Source organism: Janthinobacterium sp. 1_2014MBL_MicDiv (assembly GCF_001865675.1).
Classification (GTDB): Bacteria; Pseudomonadota; Gammaproteobacteria; order Burkholderiales; family Burkholderiaceae_D; genus Janthinobacterium.
The window spans coordinates 6,098,108-6,121,840 of the sequence record NZ_CP011319.1 but is presented as its reverse complement, the minus strand read 5'-3'; the positions used below and the strand labels follow the sequence as shown (position 1 = coordinate 6,121,840).

Annotated in this window: 19 protein-coding genes; 14 read left to right on the top strand and 5 right to left on the bottom strand. The window is 60.8% G+C overall.

What is annotated here, in order from left to right:
* Positions 1–172: 172 nt before the first annotated feature.
* Positions 173–1,549, bottom strand: a complete 1,377-nt coding sequence (gene glmU, locus YQ44_RS26590; protein WP_071325934.1) for a bifunctional UDP-N-acetylglucosamine diphosphorylase/glucosamine-1-phosphate N-acetyltransferase GlmU — start codon at positions 1,547–1,549, stop codon at positions 173–175.
* Positions 1,550–1,576: 27 nt separating this feature from the next.
* On the opposite strand from glmU, the gene YQ44_RS26585 reads away from it, so the two are divergent.
* The 5 genes from YQ44_RS26585 (at position 1,577) to YQ44_RS26565 (ending at position 4,952) form a co-directional block, all read left to right on the top strand.
* The gene (locus YQ44_RS26585) at positions 1,577–2,482 is read left to right on the top strand and encodes a DUF6279 family lipoprotein (RefSeq protein WP_198043843.1); all 906 of its coding nucleotides are present in this window, start codon (positions 1,577–1,579) and stop codon (positions 2,480–2,482) included.
* Positions 2,483–2,702: 220 nt separating this feature from the next.
* The gene (gene rsmD, locus YQ44_RS26580; RefSeq protein ID WP_198043842.1) at positions 2,703–3,362 is read left to right on the top strand and encodes a 16S rRNA (guanine(966)-N(2))-methyltransferase RsmD; all 660 of its coding nucleotides are present in this window, start codon (positions 2,703–2,705) and stop codon (positions 3,360–3,362) included.
* A 100-nt stretch (positions 3,363–3,462) separates the two neighbouring features.
* Positions 3,463–3,960 carry a pantetheine-phosphate adenylyltransferase gene (coaD, locus tag YQ44_RS26575; protein WP_071325932.1) on the top strand — a complete coding sequence of 166 codons (498 nt, stop codon included), beginning with the start codon at positions 3,463–3,465 and terminating at the stop codon, positions 3,958–3,960.
* A 19-nt stretch (positions 3,961–3,979) separates the two neighbouring features.
* Positions 3,980–4,246: a YfhL family 4Fe-4S dicluster ferredoxin gene (locus YQ44_RS26570; RefSeq protein ID WP_071325931.1), complete on the top strand. Its 267-nt coding sequence runs from the start codon at positions 3,980–3,982 to the stop codon at positions 4,244–4,246.
* A 109-nt stretch (positions 4,247–4,355) separates the two neighbouring features.
* On the top strand, positions 4,356–4,952 hold the full coding sequence (locus YQ44_RS26565; protein ID WP_071325930.1) for a chalcone isomerase family protein: 597 nt from the start codon (positions 4,356–4,358) through the stop codon (positions 4,950–4,952).
* Positions 4,953–5,022: 70 nt separating this feature from the next.
* Here YQ44_RS26565 and YQ44_RS26560 read toward each other — a convergent pair whose 3' ends face one another.
* Positions 5,023–5,328, bottom strand: a complete 306-nt coding sequence (locus tag YQ44_RS26560) for a hypothetical protein (RefSeq protein ID WP_071325929.1) — start codon at positions 5,326–5,328, stop codon at positions 5,023–5,025.
* 198 nt (positions 5,329–5,526) lie between these two features.
* Here YQ44_RS26560 and YQ44_RS26555 point away from each other — a divergent pair, with 198 nt between their 5' ends.
* The gene (locus YQ44_RS26555; protein WP_071325928.1) at positions 5,527–6,507 is read left to right on the top strand and encodes a LysR family transcriptional regulator; all 981 of its coding nucleotides are present in this window, start codon (positions 5,527–5,529) and stop codon (positions 6,505–6,507) included.
* A gap of 53 nt (positions 6,508–6,560) precedes the next feature.
* On the opposite strand, the gene YQ44_RS26550 is transcribed toward YQ44_RS26555, so the two are convergent.
* Both YQ44_RS26550 and YQ44_RS26545 read right to left on the bottom strand, forming a co-directional pair.
* A complete protein-coding gene (locus YQ44_RS26550) occupies positions 6,561–8,126 on the bottom strand; it encodes a methyl-accepting chemotaxis protein (RefSeq protein WP_071325927.1) in 1,566 nt (521 codons plus the stop codon).
* 204 nt (positions 8,127–8,330) lie between these two features.
* A complete protein-coding gene (locus YQ44_RS26545) occupies positions 8,331–8,786 on the bottom strand; it encodes an Lrp/AsnC ligand binding domain-containing protein (RefSeq protein WP_010393827.1) in 456 nt (151 codons plus the stop codon).
* Between the two features lie 207 nt (positions 8,787–8,993).
* Here YQ44_RS26545 and putA point away from each other — a divergent pair, with 207 nt between their 5' ends.
* Positions 8,994–12,647, top strand: coding sequence for a trifunctional transcriptional regulator/proline dehydrogenase/L-glutamate gamma-semialdehyde dehydrogenase (gene putA, locus YQ44_RS26540; protein WP_071325926.1), 3,654 nt, complete (start codon positions 8,994–8,996; stop codon positions 12,645–12,647).
* 75 nt (positions 12,648–12,722) lie between these two features.
* On the opposite strand, the gene YQ44_RS26535 is transcribed toward putA, so the two are convergent.
* Positions 12,723–13,481 (bottom strand): 5'-methylthioadenosine/adenosylhomocysteine nucleosidase, encoded by a 759-nt coding sequence (locus YQ44_RS26535; RefSeq protein ID WP_198043841.1) that lies wholly within the window; start codon positions 13,479–13,481, stop codon positions 12,723–12,725.
* Between the two features lie 1,509 nt (positions 13,482–14,990).
* Between YQ44_RS26535 and YQ44_RS26525 the strand changes: the two genes are divergently transcribed.
* The 7 genes from YQ44_RS26525 (at position 14,991) to YQ44_RS26495 (ending at position 23,725) form a co-directional block, all read left to right on the top strand.
* Positions 14,991–16,616: a GMC family oxidoreductase gene (locus YQ44_RS26525; RefSeq protein WP_071325923.1), complete on the top strand. Its 1,626-nt coding sequence runs from the start codon at positions 14,991–14,993 to the stop codon at positions 16,614–16,616.
* Between the two features lie 133 nt (positions 16,617–16,749).
* Positions 16,750–17,520: an ABC transporter ATP-binding protein gene (locus YQ44_RS26520; RefSeq protein WP_071325922.1), complete on the top strand. Its 771-nt coding sequence runs from the start codon at positions 16,750–16,752 to the stop codon at positions 17,518–17,520.
* Complete coding sequence (locus YQ44_RS26515; protein WP_071325921.1) at positions 17,520–18,248, top strand: ABC transporter ATP-binding protein; 729 nt, start codon at positions 17,520–17,522, stop codon at positions 18,246–18,248. The genes YQ44_RS26520 and YQ44_RS26515 overlap by 1 nt, the downstream gene beginning before the upstream one ends.
* A 67-nt stretch (positions 18,249–18,315) precedes the next feature.
* Positions 18,316–19,533, top strand: a complete 1,218-nt coding sequence (locus YQ44_RS26510) for an ABC transporter substrate-binding protein (RefSeq protein WP_071325920.1) — start codon at positions 18,316–18,318, stop codon at positions 19,531–19,533.
* A gap of 158 nt (positions 19,534–19,691) precedes the next feature.
* Positions 19,692–20,576, top strand: coding sequence for a branched-chain amino acid ABC transporter permease (locus tag YQ44_RS26505; protein ID WP_071325919.1), 885 nt, complete (start codon positions 19,692–19,694; stop codon positions 20,574–20,576).
* Positions 20,577–20,607: 31 nt separating this feature from the next.
* Complete coding sequence (locus YQ44_RS26500; protein ID WP_071325918.1) at positions 20,608–21,588, top strand: branched-chain amino acid ABC transporter permease; 981 nt, start codon at positions 20,608–20,610, stop codon at positions 21,586–21,588.
* An 82-nt stretch (positions 21,589–21,670) separates the two neighbouring features.
* Positions 21,671–23,725 carry a 3-hydroxybutyrate oligomer hydrolase family protein gene (locus tag YQ44_RS26495; RefSeq protein WP_442905944.1) on the top strand — a complete coding sequence of 685 codons (2,055 nt, stop codon included), beginning with the start codon at positions 21,671–21,673 and terminating at the stop codon, positions 23,723–23,725.
* Positions 23,726–23,733: the final 8 nt, after the last annotated feature.

The following is a 23,733-nucleotide window of genomic DNA, read 5'->3' as shown; positions in this document are numbered from 1 at the left end:
GAAAAGAACAGCATGGGGACACGGCAGCGCTGAATAGCCCAGTTATCCCATCTTGTGCGCCAACTTTCCACAGGCTTACCCACAGGCATGAAACCGGCTCGATGAACATAAAAAAAAACGCCGCCAACCCGGTCAGGTTGGCGGCGTCATGCGCGCTGGAGGGTATACCCGCTTACTTGGGAATCTTCACCGGACGCGTCCAGCCGTCGATCGTCACTTGCCGGGCGCGCGATACGGTCAGCTTGCCGGCCGGCGCATCCTTCGACAGGGTCGTGCCGGCGCCCAGCGTGGCACCCTTGCCGACGGTGACGGGCGCGATCAGCTGGCTGTCGCTGCCAATAAATGCATCGTCTTCGATGACGGTGCGGAACTTGTTGATGCCATCGTAATTGCAGGTGATGGTGCCGGCGCCGATGTTGACCTTGGAACCGATGGTGGCGTCGCCGATGTAAGCGAGGTGATTGGCCTTGCTGTGCGCGGCGATCTGGCTGTTTTTCACTTCCACGAAGTTACCCACATGCACGTCTTCGGCCAGCACGGTGCCGGGACGCAGGCGCGCATACGGGCCGATGATGGAGGCGGCGCCGACGATGGCGTCCTCGATATGGCAGAACGGCTTGATGTGCGCGCCGGCCGCCACCTTGGCGTTGATGATGACATTATTGGCGCCCACGCGCACGCCGTCGCCCAGCTCCACCCGGCCTTCGAATACGCAGCCGACATCGATGGTGACATCGCGGCCGCAGATCAGCTCGCCGCGCACGTCGATGCGGGCCGGGTCGAGCAGGGTCACGCCCCGCTCGAGCAAGGCTTGCGCGATATTGTTCTGGTGTATGCGTTCGAGCTGGGCCAGTTGCACCTTGCTGTTGACGCCAGCCACTTCCCACACGGCGGCCGGATGGGCCGAGGTGACGGCCACGCCATCGGCGACGGCCTGGGCGACGATATCGGTCAGATAGTATTCCCCTTGGGCATTATCATTCGACAGGGCCGACAGCCATTTCTTCAGGGCCACGGTGGGCGCGACCATGATGCCGCTGTTGATTTCGCGGATGGCGCGCTCTTCTGGCGTGGCATCCTTTTCCTCGACGATGCGCACGATGGCGCCGTTTTCGCGCACGATGCGGCCCAGGCCGAAGGGATCGTCCTGCGCGACGGTGAGAATGGCCAGCTTGTCGCCGCCGGCTGCCTGCACCAGCTGCTGCAGGGAATCGGCACTGGTCAATGGCACGTCGCCGTACAGGATCAGGGTGGGGACCTTGTCGTCCAGCAAGGACACGGCTTGCTGCACGGCATGGCCCGTACCCAGCTGCTGCGTTTGCTCGGCGGCGTCGACCGCCAGGTCATGCTGCGTCTTGTAGCCGTCCAGCAACTTCAGCACCGCTGCGCCCCCATGCCCGTAAATCACGCATAATCGGGACGGCGCCAGGCTGCGGGCCGTATCGATCACATGCGACAGCAGTGGCTTGCCAGCCAGCGGGTGCAAGACTTTGGGCAGTGCCGACTGCATGCGTTTGCCCATACCGGCAGCGAGAATGACAACGTTCATAGACCGTAAGTTTTTTAAGTTAAGAATATGAAAAAGTTTAACACGCAGGCCCCGTATTCCACGCGCTTCAGCCGCTTTACTTATGCCGTGCTGGCCATCGTACTGGTCGTCATGGCCGGCTGCAGCGGCTTGCGCCTCGCTTACAACAACGGCGATACCGTGCTGTACTGGTGGCTGAACGCCTATGTCGACCTGGACCGCGACCAGAAGGGCTGGGTGCGCGACGATATCGACAAACTGTTCGACTGGCACCGCAAGACGCAATTGAAGGATTACGTGGACATCCTGCGCACGGGCCAGAAACAGCTGCAAGGCAATGTCACGCAGGCGGACCTGATGGCCGACTACAGCGAGATCAAGCACCGCACCCAGGCGCTGCTGCAAAAGGCCGCGCCCGACCTGGCCGAACTGGCCCGTTCGCTGAAGCCCGAGCAAATTGCGCAGATGGAAAAGAAGTTCAAGGCGAACAATGATGACTATCGCAAGAAATACCTGAGCGGCGACAAGGACAAGCGCCAGAAACTGCGCTACAAGAAATCCATGGAGCAATTCGAGCTGTGGTTCGGCAGCTTCAACAGCGAGCAGGAAGCCATCATTCGCAAGGCATCCGACGGGCGTCCGCTGGACAACGAGATCTGGCTCGACGAACGCATGCGGCGCCAGCAGAATGTCTTGAACCTGGTCAAGAAAGTGCATCAGGAAAAGCTTGGCAAGGAAGCCACCGTGACCCTGATCAACACCCTGATCAAGGACAGTTTCGAGCGCCTCGAGCATTCCGAGCGCAAGGCCTTCTTCGATGCCTACCAGGACGGCACGGCGCAGTTGGTCTTGACGGTGATCAAGATCGCCACGCCCGCGCAAAAAGCCCATGCCATCAAGCGCATGCAGGGCTGGATCGACGATTTCACCGCCTTGGCCAGCCAGCCCAAATAGGGCCGTGCGCGCGCCAGCGCCAGCAGGGGGCTCTGGCGCGGGGCGAGGGGGCCATATGCTATAGTGGCCGCCATCGAATCGAAGAAATCAAACGCCTAACAAAACCGTAGCGGGCGGCAGTGAGTGGTGGCTAAGAAGCGCAGCTGTGCGAATGCACAGTGCGCATCGCCGGCCGCACATCGCGACGCGCAGTAGGTTTTGTTAGGCGTTTTAAATGCCCATGCAAAAGAAAATTAAAAAACCCGCCAAAGTGCCCGTCCACCACGCGCCGCCACCGAACCAGGTGCGCATCATCGGCGGCCAATGGAAACGCTCCGTGCTGCCTGTCTTGCAGGCACTGGGCTTGCGCCCCACGCCGGACCGCGTGCGCGAAACCGTGTTTAACTGGATCAATCACTTGCGCGACGGCGACTGGTCCAACGCCCAGGTGCTGGACCTGTTCGCCGGCAGCGGCGCGCTCGGCTTCGAAGCGGCCAGCCGCGGCGCCGCCGCCGTCACCATGGTCGACACGCATACGCCCGTGATACGCCAGCTGGAAGAAAACAAGGCCAAATTACGCGCCGACAACGTGCAACTGCTGCGCGGCGACGCCCTGCTGACGGCGCAAGGCCTGGCGTCGCGCGGCCAGCGCTACGACCTGATCTTCCTCGACCCGCCGTACCAGCAGGATTTCCTCGCCAAGGTGCTGCCCCTGTGCGCCAACCTGCTCAAGGAAGGCGGCATGGTCTACGCGGAATCGGGCTTGCCGCTGGTCTTCGACGAGCAAAGCGAACTGGAGAAGCCGGAATGGATGGCGCCGTGGGAAGTCATCCGCGCCGATAAAGCGGGCACCGTCTTCTATCATTTGCTAACTTACAACAAAGTGCCGGCAACGGCCTGAATCTGCCTATAAATTGAGCAGAAGCTGCCCCCAGCCCAAGGCGATGCCCCAATTTCAGGCATAATGCGCGTCTATATTGGTGCATCGTTAGGGAGCCGCAATGGTTGTAGCCGTTTATCCAGGAACATTCGATCCGCTCACGCGTGGTCATGAAGATTTGGTGCGCCGCGCATCGGGTCTGTTTGACAAACTGATCGTCGGTGTGGCCGACAGCAAGAACAAGCAACCGTTTTTCTCGCTCGACGAACGCCTGGAAATCGCCAACGAAGTGCTCGGCCACTATCCGAATGTGCAGGTGGAAAGCTTTTCCGGCTTGCTCAAGGATTTCGTGCGCAAGCACGAGGCGAGGGTCATCGTACGCGGCTTGCGCGCCGTCTCCGACTTCGAATACGAATTCCAGATGGCGGGCATGAACCGCTACCTGCTGCCCGATGTCGAAACCATGTTCCTGACGCCGTCCGACCAGTACCAGTTCATTTCGGGCACCATCGTGCGCGAAATCGCGGCGCTGGGCGGCGACGTCTCCAAGTTTGTCTTCCCCTCGGTGAACCGCTGGCTGCAAAACAAGATTGCCGCCAATGCTGCCTTACCCGAATAAGCTAGAGTTGAATTAAGCCATGGCACTACTGATCACTGACGAATGCATCAATTGCGACATTTGCGAGCCCGAGTGCCCGAATGACGCGATCTACATGGGTGCGGAAATCTACGAAATCGATCCCAACAAGTGTACCGAATGCGTGGGCCACTTTGACGAGCCGCAATGCCAGCAAGTGTGTCCCGTCAGCTGCATCCCCTTCAATCCCGCCTGGCGCGAAAGCCCGGAACAGCTGATGGCCAAGTACGAGCGCCTGCAGGCGGAACTGCCTGCCCCCAAGGCATAACACCATCCTCCCGCGCCACTTCTGCGTGGCGCCAGCTTCTGCCAACTGTTCTACACTGTGTGCTTGTGCGGACTTATCCACAGCACTGGTTTCTCCACGGAGGCAGAAGATGCATATCAGCACATCCCGTCTGGCCCGCTCCCTGGCCGCCGCCTTCCTGTGCGGCGCCCTGGCGCAGCCGGTCCTGGCCGTCGAGGTGGGCGGCGTCAAGCTCGACGAGACGGTGCAGCTGGCCAGCCGCGAATTGAAACTCAACGGCGCCGGCGTGCGCTACAAGGTCATCTTCAAGATCTACACGATCGCGCTGTACTTGCCGGAAAAGAAGAACCAGCTGGCCGACATCCTGGCGCTGCCCGGCCCGCGCCGTCTCGAGATCGTCATGCTGCGCGACGTCAGTTCCGACGAGCTGGGGCAAGCCTTCATGCAGGGCTTGAAGCGCAGCTCGGACCAGGCCGACCGCACGCGCCTGCTGGGCCAGACGATGCAGTTCGGCGCCATGTTCGAGATGGTACCGGGCTTGAAGAAGGGCGATATCCTGACCGTGGACTGGCTGCCGGAAGAGGGTACCTTATGCCGGCTGAACGGCAAGCAGGTGGGCGACAAGGTGCCGGAACTGGCGTTCTACAATGCCCTGCTGAAAATCTGGATCGGCGCCCATCCGGCCGACACTGTCCTGCGCGCGCATTTGCTGGGCGAGGTGGCCTGACGCACAACGCAGGCGTAAAAAAAGCCGGTGCAGGCACCGGCTAGTCGCTAGTCATCTGGCAACAGCGCCCTTATGCGCGGGTCGACAGGGCGCGCAATTCGGCGGCGTTGCTTGGCGACACGCCATCCATCTTGCCCAGGGTGCGCTTGAGCGCTTGCGCTTCGCGCATCTGCTGGCGCGCCAGGCGCTCTTCGCGGCTCAGCTTGGGACGCACCACCAGCACCATGGCACGCGCGATACCCACCAGCAAAGGCTTGAACAGCAGGGCGACGGCGCCCGCGGCCACGATCAGCAGCGCGATTTGCAGGGCGTTCAGCAGTGAAATCTCCAGCACGGGTGCGGATACTGCGTACAGGGCGGAGGCGAAGGTAGACATACTGTTCCAGTGCATTATAGAATTTGCCAGTACTATAGTGCAGTGCAACATATAAATCTAATTCCATTTCCTGATACCAATTATATGAATCGTGAATGGAAAACTGTAATATTTTTTTACGAGTGAAAATATTCGTGCCCGGCGCGGTTTACACTCTTAGTTAAATTATTTGAATTCAACTTTTACCTTGGGCTTTCCATGAGTTTTCTGACGCTGGATCTGAACTTGCTGCGCGTTTTCGACGCCGTCATGACGGAACAAAACCTGACGCGCGCGGCCGGCCACCTGGCGATGACGCAGCCGGCGGTATCGAACGCCATCAAGCGCCTGCGCGAAAGCCTCGGTGACGAATTGCTGATCCGCACGGCGTATGGCGTGAAACCGACGCCGCGCGCCGAAGCCCTGTGGCCATCCGTGCGCTCGGCCCTGGCCAGCCTGGAAGCGGCCGTCACGCCGGAAACCTTCGACGTGTCGAAGACGCACGCCACCTTCCGCATGGCCATGGCCGACGCCACGGCCGCCTTCTGGCTGCCTTCGCTGATGCGCTCGATCGAACGGGAAGCGCCGGGCGTCAACGTGCGCATGATGCCGCTGACCACGCGCGAACCACGCCCCATGCTGCTGCGCGGCGACATCGACCTGGCCGTGGGCTTCTTTCCCGGCGTGGCGGCGCAGTTGTCGAGCGACACCAGTTCGCCCATCCGCCACGAGCGTTTATATTCCGGCAAGTATGTGTGCGTGATGCGGCGCGGCCATCCGCTGGCCAAGGTGGAACTCAACCTGGACAACTATTGCGCGGCAAATCACTTGCTGGTGAGCTTTTCCGGCCGTGCCCATGGCCTCGTCGACGAGGCGCTGGCGCAGATCCACCGCGAGCGGCGCATCTTGCTGACGGTGAACCAGTTCTTCACGGCCGGACGCGTGGTGGCCAATTCCGACCTGATCACCGTCTTGCCGCGCCATCTGATCGCCTCGACGGGCATGACGGAGTCCCTGCTGTACAAGGATTTGCCGTTCACCTTGCCGGCCGTCCACCTGGACATGCTGTGGCATGAACGCGATGCGCGCAGCCCGGCGCACAAATGGCTGCGCAACCACCTGGAAGAAATGAATACGCCCACCCTGCGTTCGGCCACGGCGGCCGGCGGCGGCGTGGCGCCCAAGCCGCATATCGAGTAAGCCCGTAGCCGCGAGCAGAAAAAACGCCTGATGATCACACGTCAGGCGTTTTGCTATGCGTGATTGCTCGAGCGATACCCAATCCTGAAACCGCCCCAGTGCTTGCCATCGACGTGGATCGGCACGGACAGGTCGTGCATGACTTCCCCCGTGTCGCGCTTGTACGTCTGCAACAGGAACGGCTTCGTGTTGCTGCCGCAGCGCGCGCCCGTACGGTCGCTGAAGATGCGCTTGGTGCGGTTATTGACGATATCGGTGGCGTAATCGCCCGTCAGCGGCTGGGAAAACTTCTTGTTGTGCGTTGGAAAATAGCCATTTTTGTCGACGGCGCCCGCATACGCGAGGTGCGGCAGGGCGGCCAGCACGCCTTCCTGCAAGTCCGGCAAGACCTTGTCCGTAAATGCGTCGAACTGCGTGTTGTGCTTGGGCGGATTCGTGTTCGGGATGGGGCGGTAACGGCGGTCGAACAGCGCTTCGCGCGTGATGCGGCCCGAGGCGATGGCTTGCTCGAACAATTTGCCCACCTCGCGCGCGGCGCGCTGGGCGGCCAGGCGGATTTCGTCGTGCGGCGTGGCCACGCTCGCTTCGCCGAGGGCGCCGGCGATCACTTCAGCCCGCTCGGCCAGGGCCATCGCCGATTGCGTGGCGCGCGGCAATTCGGCATTCGTCGACAACATGCTGTCGCGGATTTGCAGGATGGCGTCGGCGATCACTTGCGTCGTATCGACGTGTTCGCGCGAGGCGCGGGCGATTTGCCCGATCTCGTCTTCCGACACGCCCGACGATTCCTCGATGTGACTGAGCGATGCGTGCACGCTTTCCACGTTGCGCGCCGCTTCCGTGACGCCGGCCGCAAGCGAACTCATGCCGCGTGCGGCTTTTTCCGACTGTTCATTGATTTCGCGCACCATCACGCTGATTTCATCGGAGGCTTCCTTGGTGCGCTGCGCCAGTTGCCGCACTTCGCCGGCCACCACGGCAAAGCCGCGGCCGTGTTCGCCGGCGCGCGCCGCCTCGATGGCGGCATTCAGCGCCAGCAGATTGGTGCGCGCGGAAATATCGGAAATGGCTTCCGTAAAGCCCGTGATGCGCCTGGATTTTTCCTGCAGGCTCAGCATGGTGCTGGACGCCCGTTGCGCTTCCTCGCGCGCGCGATTGATGCGCTGCAAGCCCTGGTTCACTTCGGCCCGCGCCGCCACGCTTTCCTCGCGCACGCCGGCAGCCACCCTGGCGGCCCGTTCCGCGTTGGCGGCGATCTTTTCCGTCATCACGGCGTTCTGCCCGGAACTGTCGGCGATGTCGCTGGCCGTCTGCACGTCCAGTTCCACCTTCTGTTTGACGGAATCGACAAAATACGAGGTTTCCGCCGCGCCGATCATGATGGCGTCGATGGCCTTGCCCACCGTATCGGCGAACTGGTGCAGGCCGGGTTCGCCGCGCGCACGGCTGGCAAACGTCAGCAGCGCGGCGCCGGTGAGGGCCGCCACGCAGGCAATCAGATACGGGGAAGGACCGCCGTCCGTCGCCAGCAAGAGCAGATAGACGAGGCAACAGGCCACGGCCATGGCCAGAACGGTGAAAACAAGGAAACGCACCAGCTGATGCCGCAACTGCTTCATTTGTCCCCCGCTGCGAGAACCCGTCACGCCCCCTAGGCGGGGACGTGCTGTAACCGTATGCGGGGGGCACGATTGCCCGCCTTGCACCCTGAACCTGACGTCTGCGCGTCGTGTCAGGCGGCTACCGGATAGCAGAATAGTAGTTCTACCCTACAACATTTGTTCCGATAGCTCAATCAGAAAAGTGGACCTGCTACATCAAGGTCACTTAATCGGCAATTTGGTCGTGTTTTTCACTTCTTCCATGACGGCATAAGTGTGGGTTTCCCGCACACCTTTTTGCAACAGCGTCTTGCCCAGGAATTCGCGGTAGGCAGCCATATCCTTGACGCGCGCCTTGACCAGGTAATCGAAACCGCCGGCCACCATATGACATTCCAGTACCTCTGGAATGATTTGTACGCTATGCTTGAAGGCGTCGAACACTTCCGGTGTCGTGCGATCGAGCACGACTTCAATGAAGACCAGCAGCGAGACATCGAGCAACTGCGGGTTCAACTGGGCCGTATAGCCCATGATGTAACCGGATTCGTGCAACTTGCGCACGCGCTCCAGGCAGGCGGCCGGCGACAGGTTCACGCGCGCGGCCAGCTCCACATTGCTGATGCGACCATCGCTCTGCAATTCCATCAAGATTTTCTTACTGATCTTGTCCAGCATTCGAATCACCCCCGTATAAATATTATTTGGTTAAATTGTCGCATCAAAAACTATCTATTGCTAGTCCTCTGTATTACCAGAATTAATCCATAAGAATCCCCTTTACAATCGAATCATCTTAACGTTCGACTTTCTGTATTTTTTTGCACCAAAAAAGAGCAAGAATTACCGCGAGTTTCGTCCCATTTTTCCTTGTAAAGAGCTCCTATGCACCCTGCTGGCCCTTCGGCTTTTACCCCGATTCCCTTTGCTGCGCTCCAGGCGGAAATCCTGCCCGAAGCGACGCCACAACGCGCCGCCATCACCGCCGCCTATAGGCGCGACGAGGTTTCCGCCGTGCAGTGGCTGCTGCAACAAGTACGCGCCAGCAGCACCGAAACGACGGCCGAAGGCCAGGCCCTGGCGCACCGCCTCGTGTCCGCCGTGCGCCAAAAACGCACACGCGCGTCCGGCGTCGATGCACTGATGCACGAGTTCTCGCTATCGTCGGAAGAGGGTGTTGCATTGATGTGCCTGGCCGAGGCGCTGTTGCGTATACCCGACACTCAAACGGCCGATCGCCTGATCGCCGACAAAATCAGCAAGGGCGACTGGCGCAAGCACCTGGGCGAATCGCCGTCGCTGTTCGTCAACGCGGCCACCTGGGGCTTGCTGATCACGGGCAAACTGGTCAGTACCAGCAGCGAATCGGGCCTCGGTTCGGCCATGACCAAACTCATCGCCAAGGGTGGCGAGCCGCTGATACGCAAGGGCGTCGACCTGGCCATGCGCATGCTGGGCAACCAGTTCGTCACGGGCCAGACCATCGAGGAAGCGCTGAAGAACAGCCGCGACAATGAAACGCGCGGCTACCGCTACTCGTACGACATGCTGGGCGAGGCGGCACTGACGGAAAAGGACGCGGCCAACTACTACGCCTCGTATGAAACGGCGATCCACGCCATCGGCAAGGCATCGAATGGCCGCGGCATCAAGAACGGCCCCGGCATTTCCGTGAAACTGTCGGCCCTGCATGCGCGCTACAGCCGCGCCCAGCGCGCCCGCGTCATGGAAGAATTGCTGCCGCGCGTCAAGGCGCTGCTGCTGCTGGCAAAACAGTACAACATCGGCTTCAACATCGATGCGGAAGAAACGGACCGCCTGGAACTGTCGCTGGACCTGATGGAAGCCCTGGCCTTCGATGCAGATCTGGCCGGCTTCGACGGCATCGGCTACGTGGTGCAGGCGTACCAGAAGCGCTGCCCGTTCGCCATCGATTACCTGATCGACCTGGCCAAGCGCAGCGGCCGCAAGTTCATGGTGCGCCTGGTGAAAGGCGCGTACTGGGACGCGGAAATCAAGCGCGCGCAAGTCGATGGCCAGGAAGGCTATCCCGTCTATACGCGCAAGGTTTACACGGACGTGTCCTACCTGGTCTGCGCGCAAAAACTGCTGGCCGCCAGCAGCCTGATCTACCCGCAATTTGCCACGCACAATGCGCAAACCCTGTCGACCATCTACACCTGGGCCAAGCGCGACGGCATCACCGACTACGAATTCCAGTGCCTGCACGGCATGGGCGAGACCCTGTACGACCAGGTCGTCGGTCCGGCCAACCTGGACAAGCCTTGCCGCATCTACGCCCCCGTCGGCTCGCATGAAACCCTGCTGGCCTACCTGGTGCGCCGCCTGCTGGAAAACGGCGCCAACTCCTCGTTCGTCAACCAGATCGTCGACGAAAGCGTGGCCATCGATAGCCTGATCCGCGATCCGCTGGAAATGGCGCGCCTGCAGGGCGGCTTGCCGCACCCGTCGATTCCCTTGCCGCTCGATATGTTTGGCAGCGAGCGCAAGAACTCGGCCGGCCTCGACCTGTCGAATGAAGACACGGTGCGCACCCTGGCCACCGGCCTGGCGCTGCAGCAGCAATGGCAGGCCGCGCCGCTGATCGATGGCGCCGTCAGCCTGAACGCGCCCACGCACGCCATCCACAATCCGGCCCAGCACGACGATATCGTGGGCAAGGTCATGGAAGCGGCCCCGGCCGACGTGGAAACGGCCCTGGCCAGCGCCAGCGCGTATGCCATGGATTGGCAAACGACGGAACCGTCGCTGCGCGCGCAAGCGTTGCAGCGCGCGGCCGACCTGTTCGAGGAACACCATATCGAGCTGATGGCCCTGGCCGTGCGCGAGGCGGGCAAGTCGCTGCCGAATGCCATCGCGGAAATTCGCGAAGCCGTCGACTTCCTGCGCTATTACGCGGCGCAGGTGGAGCACGCGCCCAATACCCTGGCGCTCGGCCCCGTCACCTGTATCAGCCCGTGGAACTTCCCGCTCGCCATCTTTACGGGCCAACTGGCCGCCGCCCTGGCGGCGGGCAACGTGGTGCTGGCCAAGCCGGCCGAGCAGACGCCATTGATCGCCCACCGCGCCGTGCAGCTGCTGCACGCGGCCGGCGTGCCGCGCGGCGCCCTGCAATTCCTGCCGGGCAGCGGCGAAGTCGTTGGCGCCGGCCTGTGCAATGATGCGCGCGTGAAAGGCGTGATTTTCACGGGCTCGACGGAAGTGGCGCAGTTGATCAACCGCAACCTGGCCGCGCGCGCCGTGAACGAGTCGATCGACATTCCCCTGATCGCCGAGACGGGCGGCCAGAACGCGCTGATCGTCGACTCGTCCGCCTTGCCCGAACAAGTGGTGCAGGACGTGATGTCGTCCGCTTTCGACAGCGCCGGCCAGCGCTGCTCGGCCCTGCGTGTGCTGTTCCTGCAGGAAGAAATTGCCGAGAAGACCATCCACATGCTGAAAGGCGCCATGCAGGAATTGCGCGTTGGCAATCCTGACCGCCTGGCCACCGATATCGGTCCCGTCATCGATGCGGAAGCGCAAGGCAACCTGCTGGCGCACATCAACAAGATGAAAACCGTGGCCATCGACCATTTCTCGCTGGGCCTGCCTACGGTAAAAGGCACGTTTGTCGCGCCGACCGTGCTGGAAATCAAGTCGCTGGACCAATTGACGCATGAAGTCTTCGGCCCCGTGCTGCACGTGATCCGCTACAAGCGGGCCGAACTGCCGCAACTGGTGCAATCGATCAATGACAGCGGCTATGGCCTGACCCTGGGCATCCATACGCGCATCGACGAAACCATCGATTTCATCACCAAGCGCGCGCATGTGGGCAATATTTATGTCAACCGCAACATCGTCGGCGCTGTCGTCGGCGTGCAGCCGTTCGGCGGCGAAGGCAAGTCGGGCACGGGTCCGAAGGCGGGTGGTCCCCTGTACCTGAAACGCCTGCAGCGCAATGCGCCGGCCGGCGCGCAGCACCAGCGCCAGGCGGCGCCGGCGCTCGACGCGCTGACCGTGTGGGCGAAGATGCATGGCCACGACAAGGTGGAACAGCTGGCGCAGGAATACGCGCGCACGACCTTGCTGGGCAGCACCACCGTCTTGCCAGGCCCGACGGGCGAGCGCAATACCCTGAGCTTTGCCGCGCGCGGCACCATCCTGTGCGCGGCAGCCACGTCAGGCGTGCTGATGAATCAATTGGCGGCCGTCCTGGCCACCGGCAACCAGGCCCTCGTATTGGCGCAGTCGCCCGAACTGATCCCCGGTGACTTGCCGGCCGCGCTGAAGGACCACATCCAGGTCATCACCAACATGGCGTCGGTCAAGCACGACGTGCAGATCGCCATGATCGAGCCCAGCCTCGATAGCTTGCTCAAACCGCTGCTGGCGGCCCGTGACGGGGCCCTGGTGGGCACGATCGCCACCACGGAGGAGGCTGTCATCCCCCTGTGGCGCCTGGTCGCTGAGCGGGCGCTGTGCGTGAATACGACGGCGGCCGGCGGGAATGCCAGCCTGATGATGCTGAGTGTTTAAATTTTAGGCAGAGAGTAAATGAAAAGGGCAGAACCAGTGGTTCTGCCCTTTTTTTATGCACACTGCGTGGAAATGTCAGGGTGCCAGGCGCTGGCACAGCTTGCGAATCACGTGAAACGCATAAGGCGAGGCGACTGTCTGCACAAAACGCATGAAGTCGACGGCCGCCTCTTCATTTGCATTGTCGGAAATCGTGCGCATGACGGTAAACGGCACGCCCAGCTCGAAACATACTTGCGCCACGGCGGCGCCTTCCATCTCGACGGCCAGCAGATCGGGCAAGTCCTGTTTCAATTGGCGGATATGCGCGGCGCTGCTGATGAACTGGTCGCCGCTGGCGATCATGCCGCGGTGTACTTGCGCCTGTTGCAGCGCCAATTCCTGGCACTGCCCGGCATTCAATACGCTGTCGAGCCCCTCACGCAGGAAATCGTCGGCAGCCGCAGCCAGCTGGGAACTCAGTTCCAGGTCGGTGGCGAAGCGCTGCAAGCCCGTCAGCGGCACTTCGAAGCGGGGAAACAGGGGGCGCGCATCCATATCGTGCTGTAGCAGCGCTTCGGCCACGACGATATCGCCAACTTTCACGTGCTTATCCCCACTGCCGGCCACGCCCGTGAAGACGATGTGGGTAACTCCATACTTTTCCACAAGGATAGAAGCTGTCATGGCAGCGGCAACCTTGCCCAGACGCGACAGGACGCACACAGCGTCGATATTCCACAGGGTTCCCAGGGTGTAGTCGCGCATGCCGTGCGAACGCGTCACGGGCCCTTGCAGGGCTTCTACCAGCCCCTGCTGTTCTTCATGCAAGGCACTGATGATGCCTAACCGCATTTTTTTGCTTGAATTCATGCTGTTTTTACAGGTTTGTCAGGTTGGAAGACGGTTTACAGGCTGAAAACAGCTATTGGGGCAGCTTTTCCACCGTGCGCGTTTGTCTCTGTGTTTTAAATAAAGATGTATACATAAAAATAGTAGTGATAGTAAACGACGGTTTTTCTGTGGATAAGTCGGTATACCACCCAAAAATCATCAACTTAGGCTACAAAAAAGTACGCGCATAAACATTGTATCGAGGCAGGACTTGTTTGGGATAAAAGTTCGCCTGTGGACAAAGAACGGGTTTTCCCACATCTCATCCTGTGGATATGCAGGCACTTATCCACACAGGCAAGCAAAAAGCGCGGTTTTTCTTGCTCTAGCGGCATGTTTGACGTGCTTCGCATGCCTCTATCCTTGCCTGGCAATCAACGTTGAGTGACCACGAGCGCGGTTCTTTCACGGACGTGCGCGTTCAAGCGATTCCTGGAAGACGGTTTGGCAGTGGTTCTGACTGTCGCCGTTGGCTTTTTTTTTGATGTTTTTTTTATGCTTTTTGGAAATATCCCCGGACTTCCGCTTTTTTTGTCGGTTTACAATAGATCTATATATAAAAATAGTAGTAATAGTAAACGCGTTTTTTTCTGTGGATAAGTCACTTTTTTTCAACAGGATCAATCGCTTACGCGCAAAATAAAGCGTGCATAATCGCTGTATCATGCGAGGAGCAAAATTGTATAAAATGCGGTCCTGCGCATAACTTCGTGTTTACTCACAAGTCATCCTGTGGATATCAAGCGACTTATCCACAATCGATGCTAATCCCCCTTCTTTTTGATATCGAACAGCTTGCTGGCAGTGTGTCTGCTCAGGTCTGTTGACGTTTCCATTTTGCAAAACGGTTTGGCAGTGCTGTGCGCGTGATGCCGGCCGTGCCGGTTTTCCTTGCTCAGTTGTTGGCTGGATTTTTTTTTCAGTCCAAGCTGCTTGCCGGCTTTTTTTTTAAGACAGGTCCGTGCATGTTCTTCAAGGAGAAGGGCAGGCAAAGCGCGCGTTGTCGGGTTTACCTTAATAAGATCGTATACAAGAATAGTAATAGTAGTTAACGCGAGCAACTTCTGTGGATAAGTCCTGATTTATCCTTGTAAACAATCGCTTGGCGTACGGATAAGCGCTGAGTAAGCGTTGTATCTGGCTGGGATGGTTTCTGGACAAAAAAAAGCGGTCTAAAAAATTTTTCGTTTACGCACATATCGTCCCTGTGGATATCCCAATGCTTATCCACAGCTTCCAGCCCCTGTTTTTGCCTGTTTTAGCCACATTGAAACGTTCGCGTGGCTCGCTGGAGTCGCTGACATCAGCACGATTATTGTCGCCCTGGCACGGTACTGGTGGTACTCTGGCTTGCGGCTTGAAAGCGACTTCATGGCCGTGCATGCGTGAACGAACACAGACTCTGGTAAACGGGACGCGGCGGGGAGACACGCCGCGCGACAGCTTGATGGCATACCTGAAGGAGCTTCATTGGAATCGGCAGGCGAATACGACTACATCATTGTGGGCGGCGGCACGGCAGGCTGCGTACTGGCCAACCGGCTCACGCGCGACAAGAACGCCACCGTTTTGCTGGTGGAAGCGGGCGGCAAGGACGACTACGTCTGGATCCACATTCCCGTCGGTTACTTGCATTGCATCGGCAATCCCCGCACGGACTGGCTGTATTCCACCCAGGCGGACGCGGGCCTGGGCGGGCGCAGCCTGATCTATCCACGCGGCAAAGTGCTGGGCGGCAGTTCCTCGATCAACGGCATGATCTATATGCGCGGCCAGGCCGGCGACTATGACCATTGGGCCGACTTGACGGACGACGCTTCCTGGCGCTGGGATAAAGTGCTGCCCTTGTTCAAGCAAAGCGAGGATTATTACGGCGGCGCCTCGGAAAACCATGGCGTGGGCGGCGAATGGCGCGTGGAAAAGCAGCGGCTGTCGTGGGATATCCTGAACGCTTTTCGCGATGCGGCGCAGCAGGTGGGCATTCCGAAAACCAGCGATTTCAACGGCGGCGACAATGGCGGCAGCGCGTATTTCGACGTCAACCAGCGTCGCGGCATCCGCTGGAATACGTCGAAGGCGTTTTTGAAACCGGCCGCGCGCCGGCCCAATCTCACGATCATGACCGGTTGCCACGTGGAACGGTTATTGCTGGAAACGACGGAGACTGGGCCGCGCTGTACGGGCATCGTGTTTACGGGCGGCGGCACGCAGTGGCAGGCGTCAGCCAGACGTGAAACCGTGCTGACGGCGGGCGCCATCGGCTCGCCGCAATTGCTGCAATTGTCCGGCATCGGCCCGGCCGCCCTGCTGCAGGAACATGGCATCGCGCCCGTGCTCGACGCCCCTGGCGTGGGCGGCAATTTGCAAGACCATCTGCAACTGCGCATGGTGTTCAAAGTGCAGGGCGTCAAGACCTTGAACGTCATGGCGAGCAATATGCTGGGCAAGATGCAGATCGGCTTGCAATATGCGCTGTTCCAGAGCGGCCCCATGTCGATGGCGCCGTCGCAGCTGGGGGCGTTCGCCAAGTCCGACCCGCGGCAAGCGACGCCGAATCTGCAATACCATGTGCAGCCGTTGTCGCTCGATAAATTCGGCGAACCGCTGCATGCGTTTCCCGCGTTTACGGCCAGCGTGTGCAATCTGCGGCCCACGTCGCGCGGCAGCGTGCACATCGCCAGTGCCGACAGCTATGCGGCGCCAAAGATCGTTCCCAATTACCTCAGTACGCAGCAGGACCGCGCCGTGGCGGCCGATGCCTTGCGCCTGACGCGCAGCATCGTCGCGGCGCCGGCCCTGAAACAATTTGCGCCGGAAGAATACAAGCCGGGCATCCAGTTCCAGAGCGAGGAAGAGCTGGCGCAGGCTGCCAGCCAGATCGGCACCACCATCTTTCATCCGGTCGGCACCTGCCGCATGGGCCTGGCCAGCGATCCCTTGAGCGTCGTCGACAGCCAGTTGCGCGTGCTGGGCGTGGCCGGCCTGCGCGTCGTCGATGCCTCCATCATGCCCTACATTACTTCTGGTAATACGAACTCGCCGACGGTGATGATCGCTGAAAAAGCGGCGCAAATGATACAGGCCGCCTGGAAATGACCGCGTAACTGCGTGCATTTGCGCCATTCGGGCCAGCCAAAAATCCCCGTAGTTATACTGTATTGTGCGTTAAATTTAAGTTGTGTATTATAAAAATGACTAAGTAGTACAAAAAGTACAACTAGGAGACACGATGTCAAACGTAATCTTGGAAACAAGAAATTTGACCAAGGAATTCAAGGGGTTCACCGCCGTCAGCGATGTGAACCTGAAGGTAGAGCGGGGCCATATCCACGCCTTGATCGGTCCCAACGGCGCCGGCAAGACCACGTGTTTCAACTTGCTCACCAAATTCCTGGTCCCCACATCCGGACAGATCCTGTTCAATGGGAAAGACATCACGGCCGCCAAACCGGCCCAGATCGCCCGCATGGGCGTGATCCGCTCGTTCCAGATTTCCGCCGTCTTTCCCCATTTGTCCGTGCTGCAGAATGTGCGCATCGGCTTGCAGCGCCAGCTCGGCACCTCGTTTCACTTCTGGCAGAGCGAACGCTCCCTGAACCAGCTCAACGACCGCGCCATGGCCTTGCTGGCCGAAGTCGACTTGACGGAGTTTGCCGACACCATCACGGTCGACATGCCGTACGGGCGCAAGCGGGCGCTGGAAATCGCCACCACCCTGGCGATGGAGCCGGAAATGATGCTGCTCGACGAACCGACGCAGGGCATGGGCCACGAAGACGTGCACCGCGTCACGGAACTGATCAAGAAGGTCTCGGCCGGCCGCACCATCCTGATGGTGGAACACAATATGAATGTAGTATCCGGCATCTGCGACAAGATTTCCGTCCTGCAGCGCGGCGCCATGCTGGCCGAAGGCAGTTACGCGGAAGTGTCGCGCAATCCGCAAGTGATGGAAGCGTACATGGGCACCACCCACGCCGAGCTGGAAGGGGCGCATTGATGACGACACAATCGAATGGCAGCGCAGCCGCGCTGGAAATTACCCAGCTGCACACCTGGTATGGCGAATCGCACATCCTGCATGACGTGAACTTGAAAGTGGAGCAGGGCGAAGTGGTGACTTTGCTGGGCCGCAACGGCGCCGGCCGCACGACGACCTTGCGCGCGATCATGGGCTTGACGGGCGCGCGCACGGGCTCGATCAAGGTCAACGGCGTCGAAGCGATAGGTTTGGCCACGCACAAAATCGCCCACCTGGGCATCGGTTATTGTCCCGAAGAGCGCGGCATTTTTTCATCGCTGTCGACCGAGGAAAACCTGATGCTGCCGCCCACCCTGGCCAGCGGCGAGAAGGGCATGTCGGTGGACGAAATCTACGCCATGTTTCCCAACCTGCAGGAGCGCCGCCACAGCCAGGGCACGCGCCTGTCGGGCGGCGAGCAGCAGATGCTGGCCGTGGCGCGCATCCTGCGCACGGGCGCGCGCCTGCTGCTGCTCGACGAGATATCCGAAGGCCTGGCGCCCGTCATCGTGCAGGGCCTGGCGCGCATGATCACCACCCTGAAGGCGAAGGGATACACCATCGTCATGGTGGAGCAGAATTTCCGGTTTGCCGCGCCGCTGGCGGACCGGTTTTATGTGATGGAGCACGGTCAGATCGTCGAGACTTTCGCTGCATCCGAACTGGAGGCCAAGATGCCGGTATTGACCGAGCTGCTTGGCGTGTAGTCCTGTAATGCCGTATCGTCGTCCCGCAATCGACTGAATAGCAAACAATAATCCCAACGGAGACACCATGAAACGTAACGCTATCGCCATTGCCACCGCCACCCTGTGTACCCTGTCTGCACTGGGCTTTTCCGCCGCCGCGCACGCCCAGGTATCGGGCGACACCATCAAGATCGGCTTTATTTCCGATATGTCCGGCGTGTATTCCGACGTCGACGGCCTCGGCGGCGCGGAAGCCATCAAGATGGCGATCGCCGATGCCGGCGTGGTCATCGCCGGCAAGAAGGTGGAATTCATTTCCGCCGACCATCAGAACAAGGCCGACATCGCCGCCTCGAAGGCGCGCGAGTGGTTCGACCAGCAGGGCGTCGACATGCTGATCGGCGGCACCAATTCCGGCGCCAGCCTGGCCATGGCCAAGGTGGCGGCGGAAAAGAAAAAGATCTTCGTCGCCATCGGCGCCGGCTCCTCGCGCCTGACGAATGAAGAGTGCACGCCGTACACCGTGCATTACGCGTATGACACGGTGGCGCTGGCGCGCGGCACGGGCGGCACCATCGTCAAGCAGGGCGGCAAGAACTGGTATTTCATGACGGCCGACTACGCGTTCGGCCATTCGCTGGAAAAAGACACGGCCGAAGTCGTCAAGGCGGCCGGCGGCAAGGTGCTGGGCAGCGTCAAGCATCCGCTGGGCGCCTCGGACTTTTCCTCGTTCCTGCTGCAGGCGCAAGCGGCCAAGCCGCAAATCCTGGGCCTGGCCAATGCCGGCGGCGACGCCATCAACAGCATCAAGGCGGCCAACGAATTCGGCGTGACGAAAAACGTGAAACTGGCCGGCTTGCTCATCTTTATCAACGACATCCATTCGCTGGGCCTGAACCTGACGCAGGGCATGTACCTGACGGATGGCTGGTACTGGGACTTGAATCCGGAAACGCGGGCCTGGTCGAAACGTTATTTCGACAAGATGAAGAAGGAACCGTCGATGCTGCAGGCGGCCGACTATTCGGCCGCGGCGAACTACCTGAAAGCCGTCAAGGCGCTCGGCACCGACGATACCGAGAAGGTGATGGCCTACCTGAAAAAGACCAAGATCAACGACATGTTCACGAAGAATGGCGAAGTGCGTCCCGATGGCCGCATGGTGCACGACATGTATTTGATGGAAGTCAAGAAACCGTCCGAGTCGAAATACCCATGGGATTACTACAAGGTGGTGGCCACCGTGCCCGGCGCACAAGCGTACGTGACCAAGGCCGAATCGAAGTGTTCGCTGTGGAAGTAAGGCTGTAGAGCTACTCCAACGGATGGCCCGGCGTGGGCCATCCGTCCTGCACGCTTGTCGCCTGCAGGGTTCGCCTTGCGCCGTCGCGCCGGTCTGCGGCGGCGTGTTTCCCTTGATACCACACCGTCATCCGGCGGTGCTTTTTATACTGTGATGCCATGGAAATTTTCGGCGTTCCTTTACAAGCGATGATGAGCCAGCTGCTGCTGGGCCTCGTCAACGGCTCGTTCTATGCCATGTTGTCCCTCGGTCTGGCCGTCATCTTTGGCTTGCTTAACGTTATTAATTTCTCGCACGGCGCCATGTACATGATGGGCGCCTTCCTGGCCTGGATGGGCCTCAGTTATTTCGACATCAATTACTGGGCCATGCTGGTCATCGCCCCTATCCTCGTCGGCCTGTTCGGCATCCTGATCGAAAAAACCATGCTGCGCTGGCTGTATAAACTCGACCACCTGTATGGCTTGCTGCTGACCTTTGGCATCACCCTGATCATGGAAGGCGTGTTCCGCTCGTTCTATGGCGTCTCGGGCCAGCCGTACGCGGTGCCCGAAGCGCTGGCCGGCGCGACCGACCTGGGCTTCATGATCCTGCCGAACTACCGCGCCTGGGTGGTGGTGGCGTCGCTGTTCGTCTGCCTGGCCACCTGGTTTGTCATCGAGAAAACCAAATTGGGGGCCTACCTGCGGGCCGGCACGGAAAACCCGAAACTGGTGGAAGCGTTCGGCATCAACGTGCCGCTGATGGTGACCCTGACCTTCGGCTTCGGCGTGGCGCTGGCCGGCTTCGCCGGCGTGCTGGCGGCACCGATCATCCAGGTTTCGCCGCTGATGGGCTCGAACCTGATCATCGTCGTCTTTGCCGTGGTGGTGATCGGCGGCATGGGCTCCATCATGGGGTCCATCCTGACAGGCCTGGGCCTGGGCGTGATCGAGGGCCTGACCCGCGTGTTCTACCCGGAGGGCTCGGCCACCGTGGTATTCGTCGTGATGGTCATCGTGCTGCTGCTGCGTCCCGCCGGCCTGTTCGGCAAAGAGAAGTAATCCTCATCAGTCATGTATTGGAGCAATTACGATGAATAAGAATGTAGGCTACGCCATCGCCTTGCTGCTGGCGTTGGCCGCCCCGTTTTACGGCTATCCCGTCTTCCTGATGAAGTTGCTGTGCTTTGCCCTGTTTGCCTGTGCCTTCAATTTGCTGATCGGCTACACGGGCTTGCTGTCGTTCGGCCACGCCGCCTTCTTTGGCGGCGCCGGCTATGTCACCGGCTACGCGCTGCGCACCTGGGGCTGGCCGACGGAACTGGGTCTGCTGGCCGGTGTCGCCACCGGTGCCGGCCTGGGCCTGATCATGGGCGGCCTGGCGATCCGCCGCCAGGGCATCTATTTCACGATGATCACGCTGGCGCTGGCGCAGATGGTGTACTTCCTCGCCTTGCGCCTGCCGTTCACGGGCGGCGAGGATGGCTTGCAAGGTGTTCCACGTGGAACCTTGTTGGGCATCATCGACCTGGGCAACGACACGGTGCTGTACTACTTCGTGCTGGCCATCTTCATCGCCGGCTTCGCCCTGATCGTGCGCACCATCCACTCGCCGTTCGGGCAAGTCTTAAAGGCGATCAAGGAAAACGAGCCGCGCGCCATCTCGCTCGGCTACGACGTCAACAAGTACAAGCTGATGGCCATCGTGCTGTCCGCTTCGCTGGCGGCGCTGGCCGGCGCCACCAAGACCCTGGTGCTGGGCTTTGAAACCCTGACGGATGTGTACTGGGGCATGTCGGGCCTGGTCGTGCTGATGACCCTGGTGGGCGGCATGGGCACCATGGCCGGTCCCATCCTCGGCGCCGTGCTGATCATCGCGCTGGAAAACAAGCTGGGCGACTTCGGCACCTACCTGGCTACGCACACGGGCGTCGAGTGGTTCGGCACCCTGGGCGAATCGGTGGGCATCGTCACCGGCATCATCTTCGTCATCTGCGTGCTGATGTTCCGGCGCGGCATCGTCGGCGAAGCCATCGCCCGCTTCGGCGGCAGGGCGGCCAAGGCCTCGGTCTGATTTTCAAACAACGCCGGACTGCTCGTCCGGCGTTTTTCATTGTGCGTCCACTGTTACCTCAACGGAGAGAACCACCATGCAAATGACGATCACGCGCGCGGGGAGCGGCCTGTGCACCCTGCTGGCGTTGGCAGCCTGCGGCAGCAACCATGCACCGGAAGAGCTGAACCAGATGCCCGGCTACCTGGGCACCATCACGCGCGCCGACTACGACGGCAAGAGCAATGATCTGCTCACGGCCGGCCTGGGCAAGACGGGGCTGGCGGCGGCCACGCCCGCGTATGCGAACGGGGAGCAGCCGACGCCGCTCGAGCTGCGCCGCAATGCGATACACGCCAACTACCGCGCCGTGCTCGATATCAGCGCCAACAGCGGCTACGGCACCCTGTATGGCCCGAACGTGGACGCGGGCGGCAATGTCGGCACGGGCGAGGGCCTGGTCGCCGGCAGCGAGTACCTCGCCTACGCCGACGACGGCACGGGCAAGAAGAACGTGACGCTGATGGTGCAGGTGCCGGCCAGCTTCGATCCCAACCACGCCTGCATCGTCACGGGCACGTCGAGCGGTTCGCGCGGCATCTACGGCGCCATCGGCAGCTCGGGCGAGTGGGGCCTGAAAAAAGGCTGCGCCGTCGCGTATGCGGACAAGGGCTCGGGCACGGGCCTGTATGTGTTCGAGGACGACAGCGTCAACTTGCAGAACGGCGTGCGCGCTGGCAGAGCCGCCGCCGGCAAGAACGCCATCTTCGCGCCGGAGCTGAGCGATGCCGACCGGCTGGCCTGGGCTGGCGCCAACCCGAACCGCGTCGCCTTCAAGCATGCGCACTCGCAGCAGAATCCGGAGAAGGACTGGGGCAAGGTCACCCTGCAGGCCATCGAGATGGCCTATTACGTGTTGAACGAGCGCTACGGTGTGCTGGCGCGCGACGGCAGCTCGCGCATCGTGCGCCTGACGCCGAGGAATACCATCACCATCGCCTCGAGCATTTCCAACGGCGCCGGCTCGGCCCTGCTGGCGGCGGAGCAGGATAGCAAAGGACTCATCAGTGGCGTCGCCGCCAGCGAGCCGCAAGTCCAGCCGGCGTCGTCAACCGGCTACAGCGTGCGCCAGGGCGGGGTGCTGGTAAACACGCCGGGACGTTCGCTGTTCGACTACGCCACCTATGCGGCGCTGTATCAGCCATGCATCGCTGCCGTGGCCGGCAACGCGGGACGCTGCACGGCGCTCGTCAGCAAGGGTTTATTGAACGGTGCCGACCTGGCGGCGCAGCAGCAGGATGCGAAGCAGCGCCTGCAGGCGTATGGCTGGCTGGTGGATTCCGATCCCTTGCAGGCGGCGCATGCGGGCACCAACATTCTGGTGGCCGTCACGTATGCGTATGCCTACGGCAAATTCTCCGTGACAGACAAGGTGTGCGGCTTGACGTTTGCGCAGACTGACCTCAACGGTAATCCGGTCGCGTTCACGTCGGCGCAAAAGGCGGCCAGTTTTGCCGCGCAGAACGGCATCCTCGGCAATGTCGTCTATGAAAACAGCGTCGGCGGCGCCAGGGTCTATACGGCGGGCGTTTCGCCGTCGACCACTCTGGCGGACCAGTCGCTCGATGGCTTCCTGTGCTTGCGCAGCCTGGCGACGGGCAGTGATGCCGTTACCGGCGCCACCCTGCAGGGCACGCTGGCAGGACAGAGCGCGCGCGTGCGCGCCGGCATGGCCGAGGTACGGGCGAGCGGCAAGTTGCAGGGCAAGCCGGCCATCATCGTGCATGGCCGCAGCGACACCCTGATCCCCGTCAATCATGCCGCGCGCGCGTATGTGGGCTTGAATGCGGCTGCAGATGGCGCAGCCAGCAAGCTGCGCTATATCGAGGTGACGCACGCGAATCATTTCGATTCCTTCAGCAATGCCTTGCCGACCCTGATCGTGCCGCTGCACGTGTATCTGAACCGGGCGCTCGACGCCATGTATGCGCATCTGGCATCGCAGCAAGCCTTGCCGCCATCGCAGGTGGTGCGCACGGTGACGCGCGCCGATGCGTCGACGCTGATCACGAACGTCAACGTGCCGCCGATCGCGGCCGCTGCGGCGCCTGGCAATGCCATCAATGTGACTGGTACGGTGGTGGATATTCCCAACTAGGGCACCTT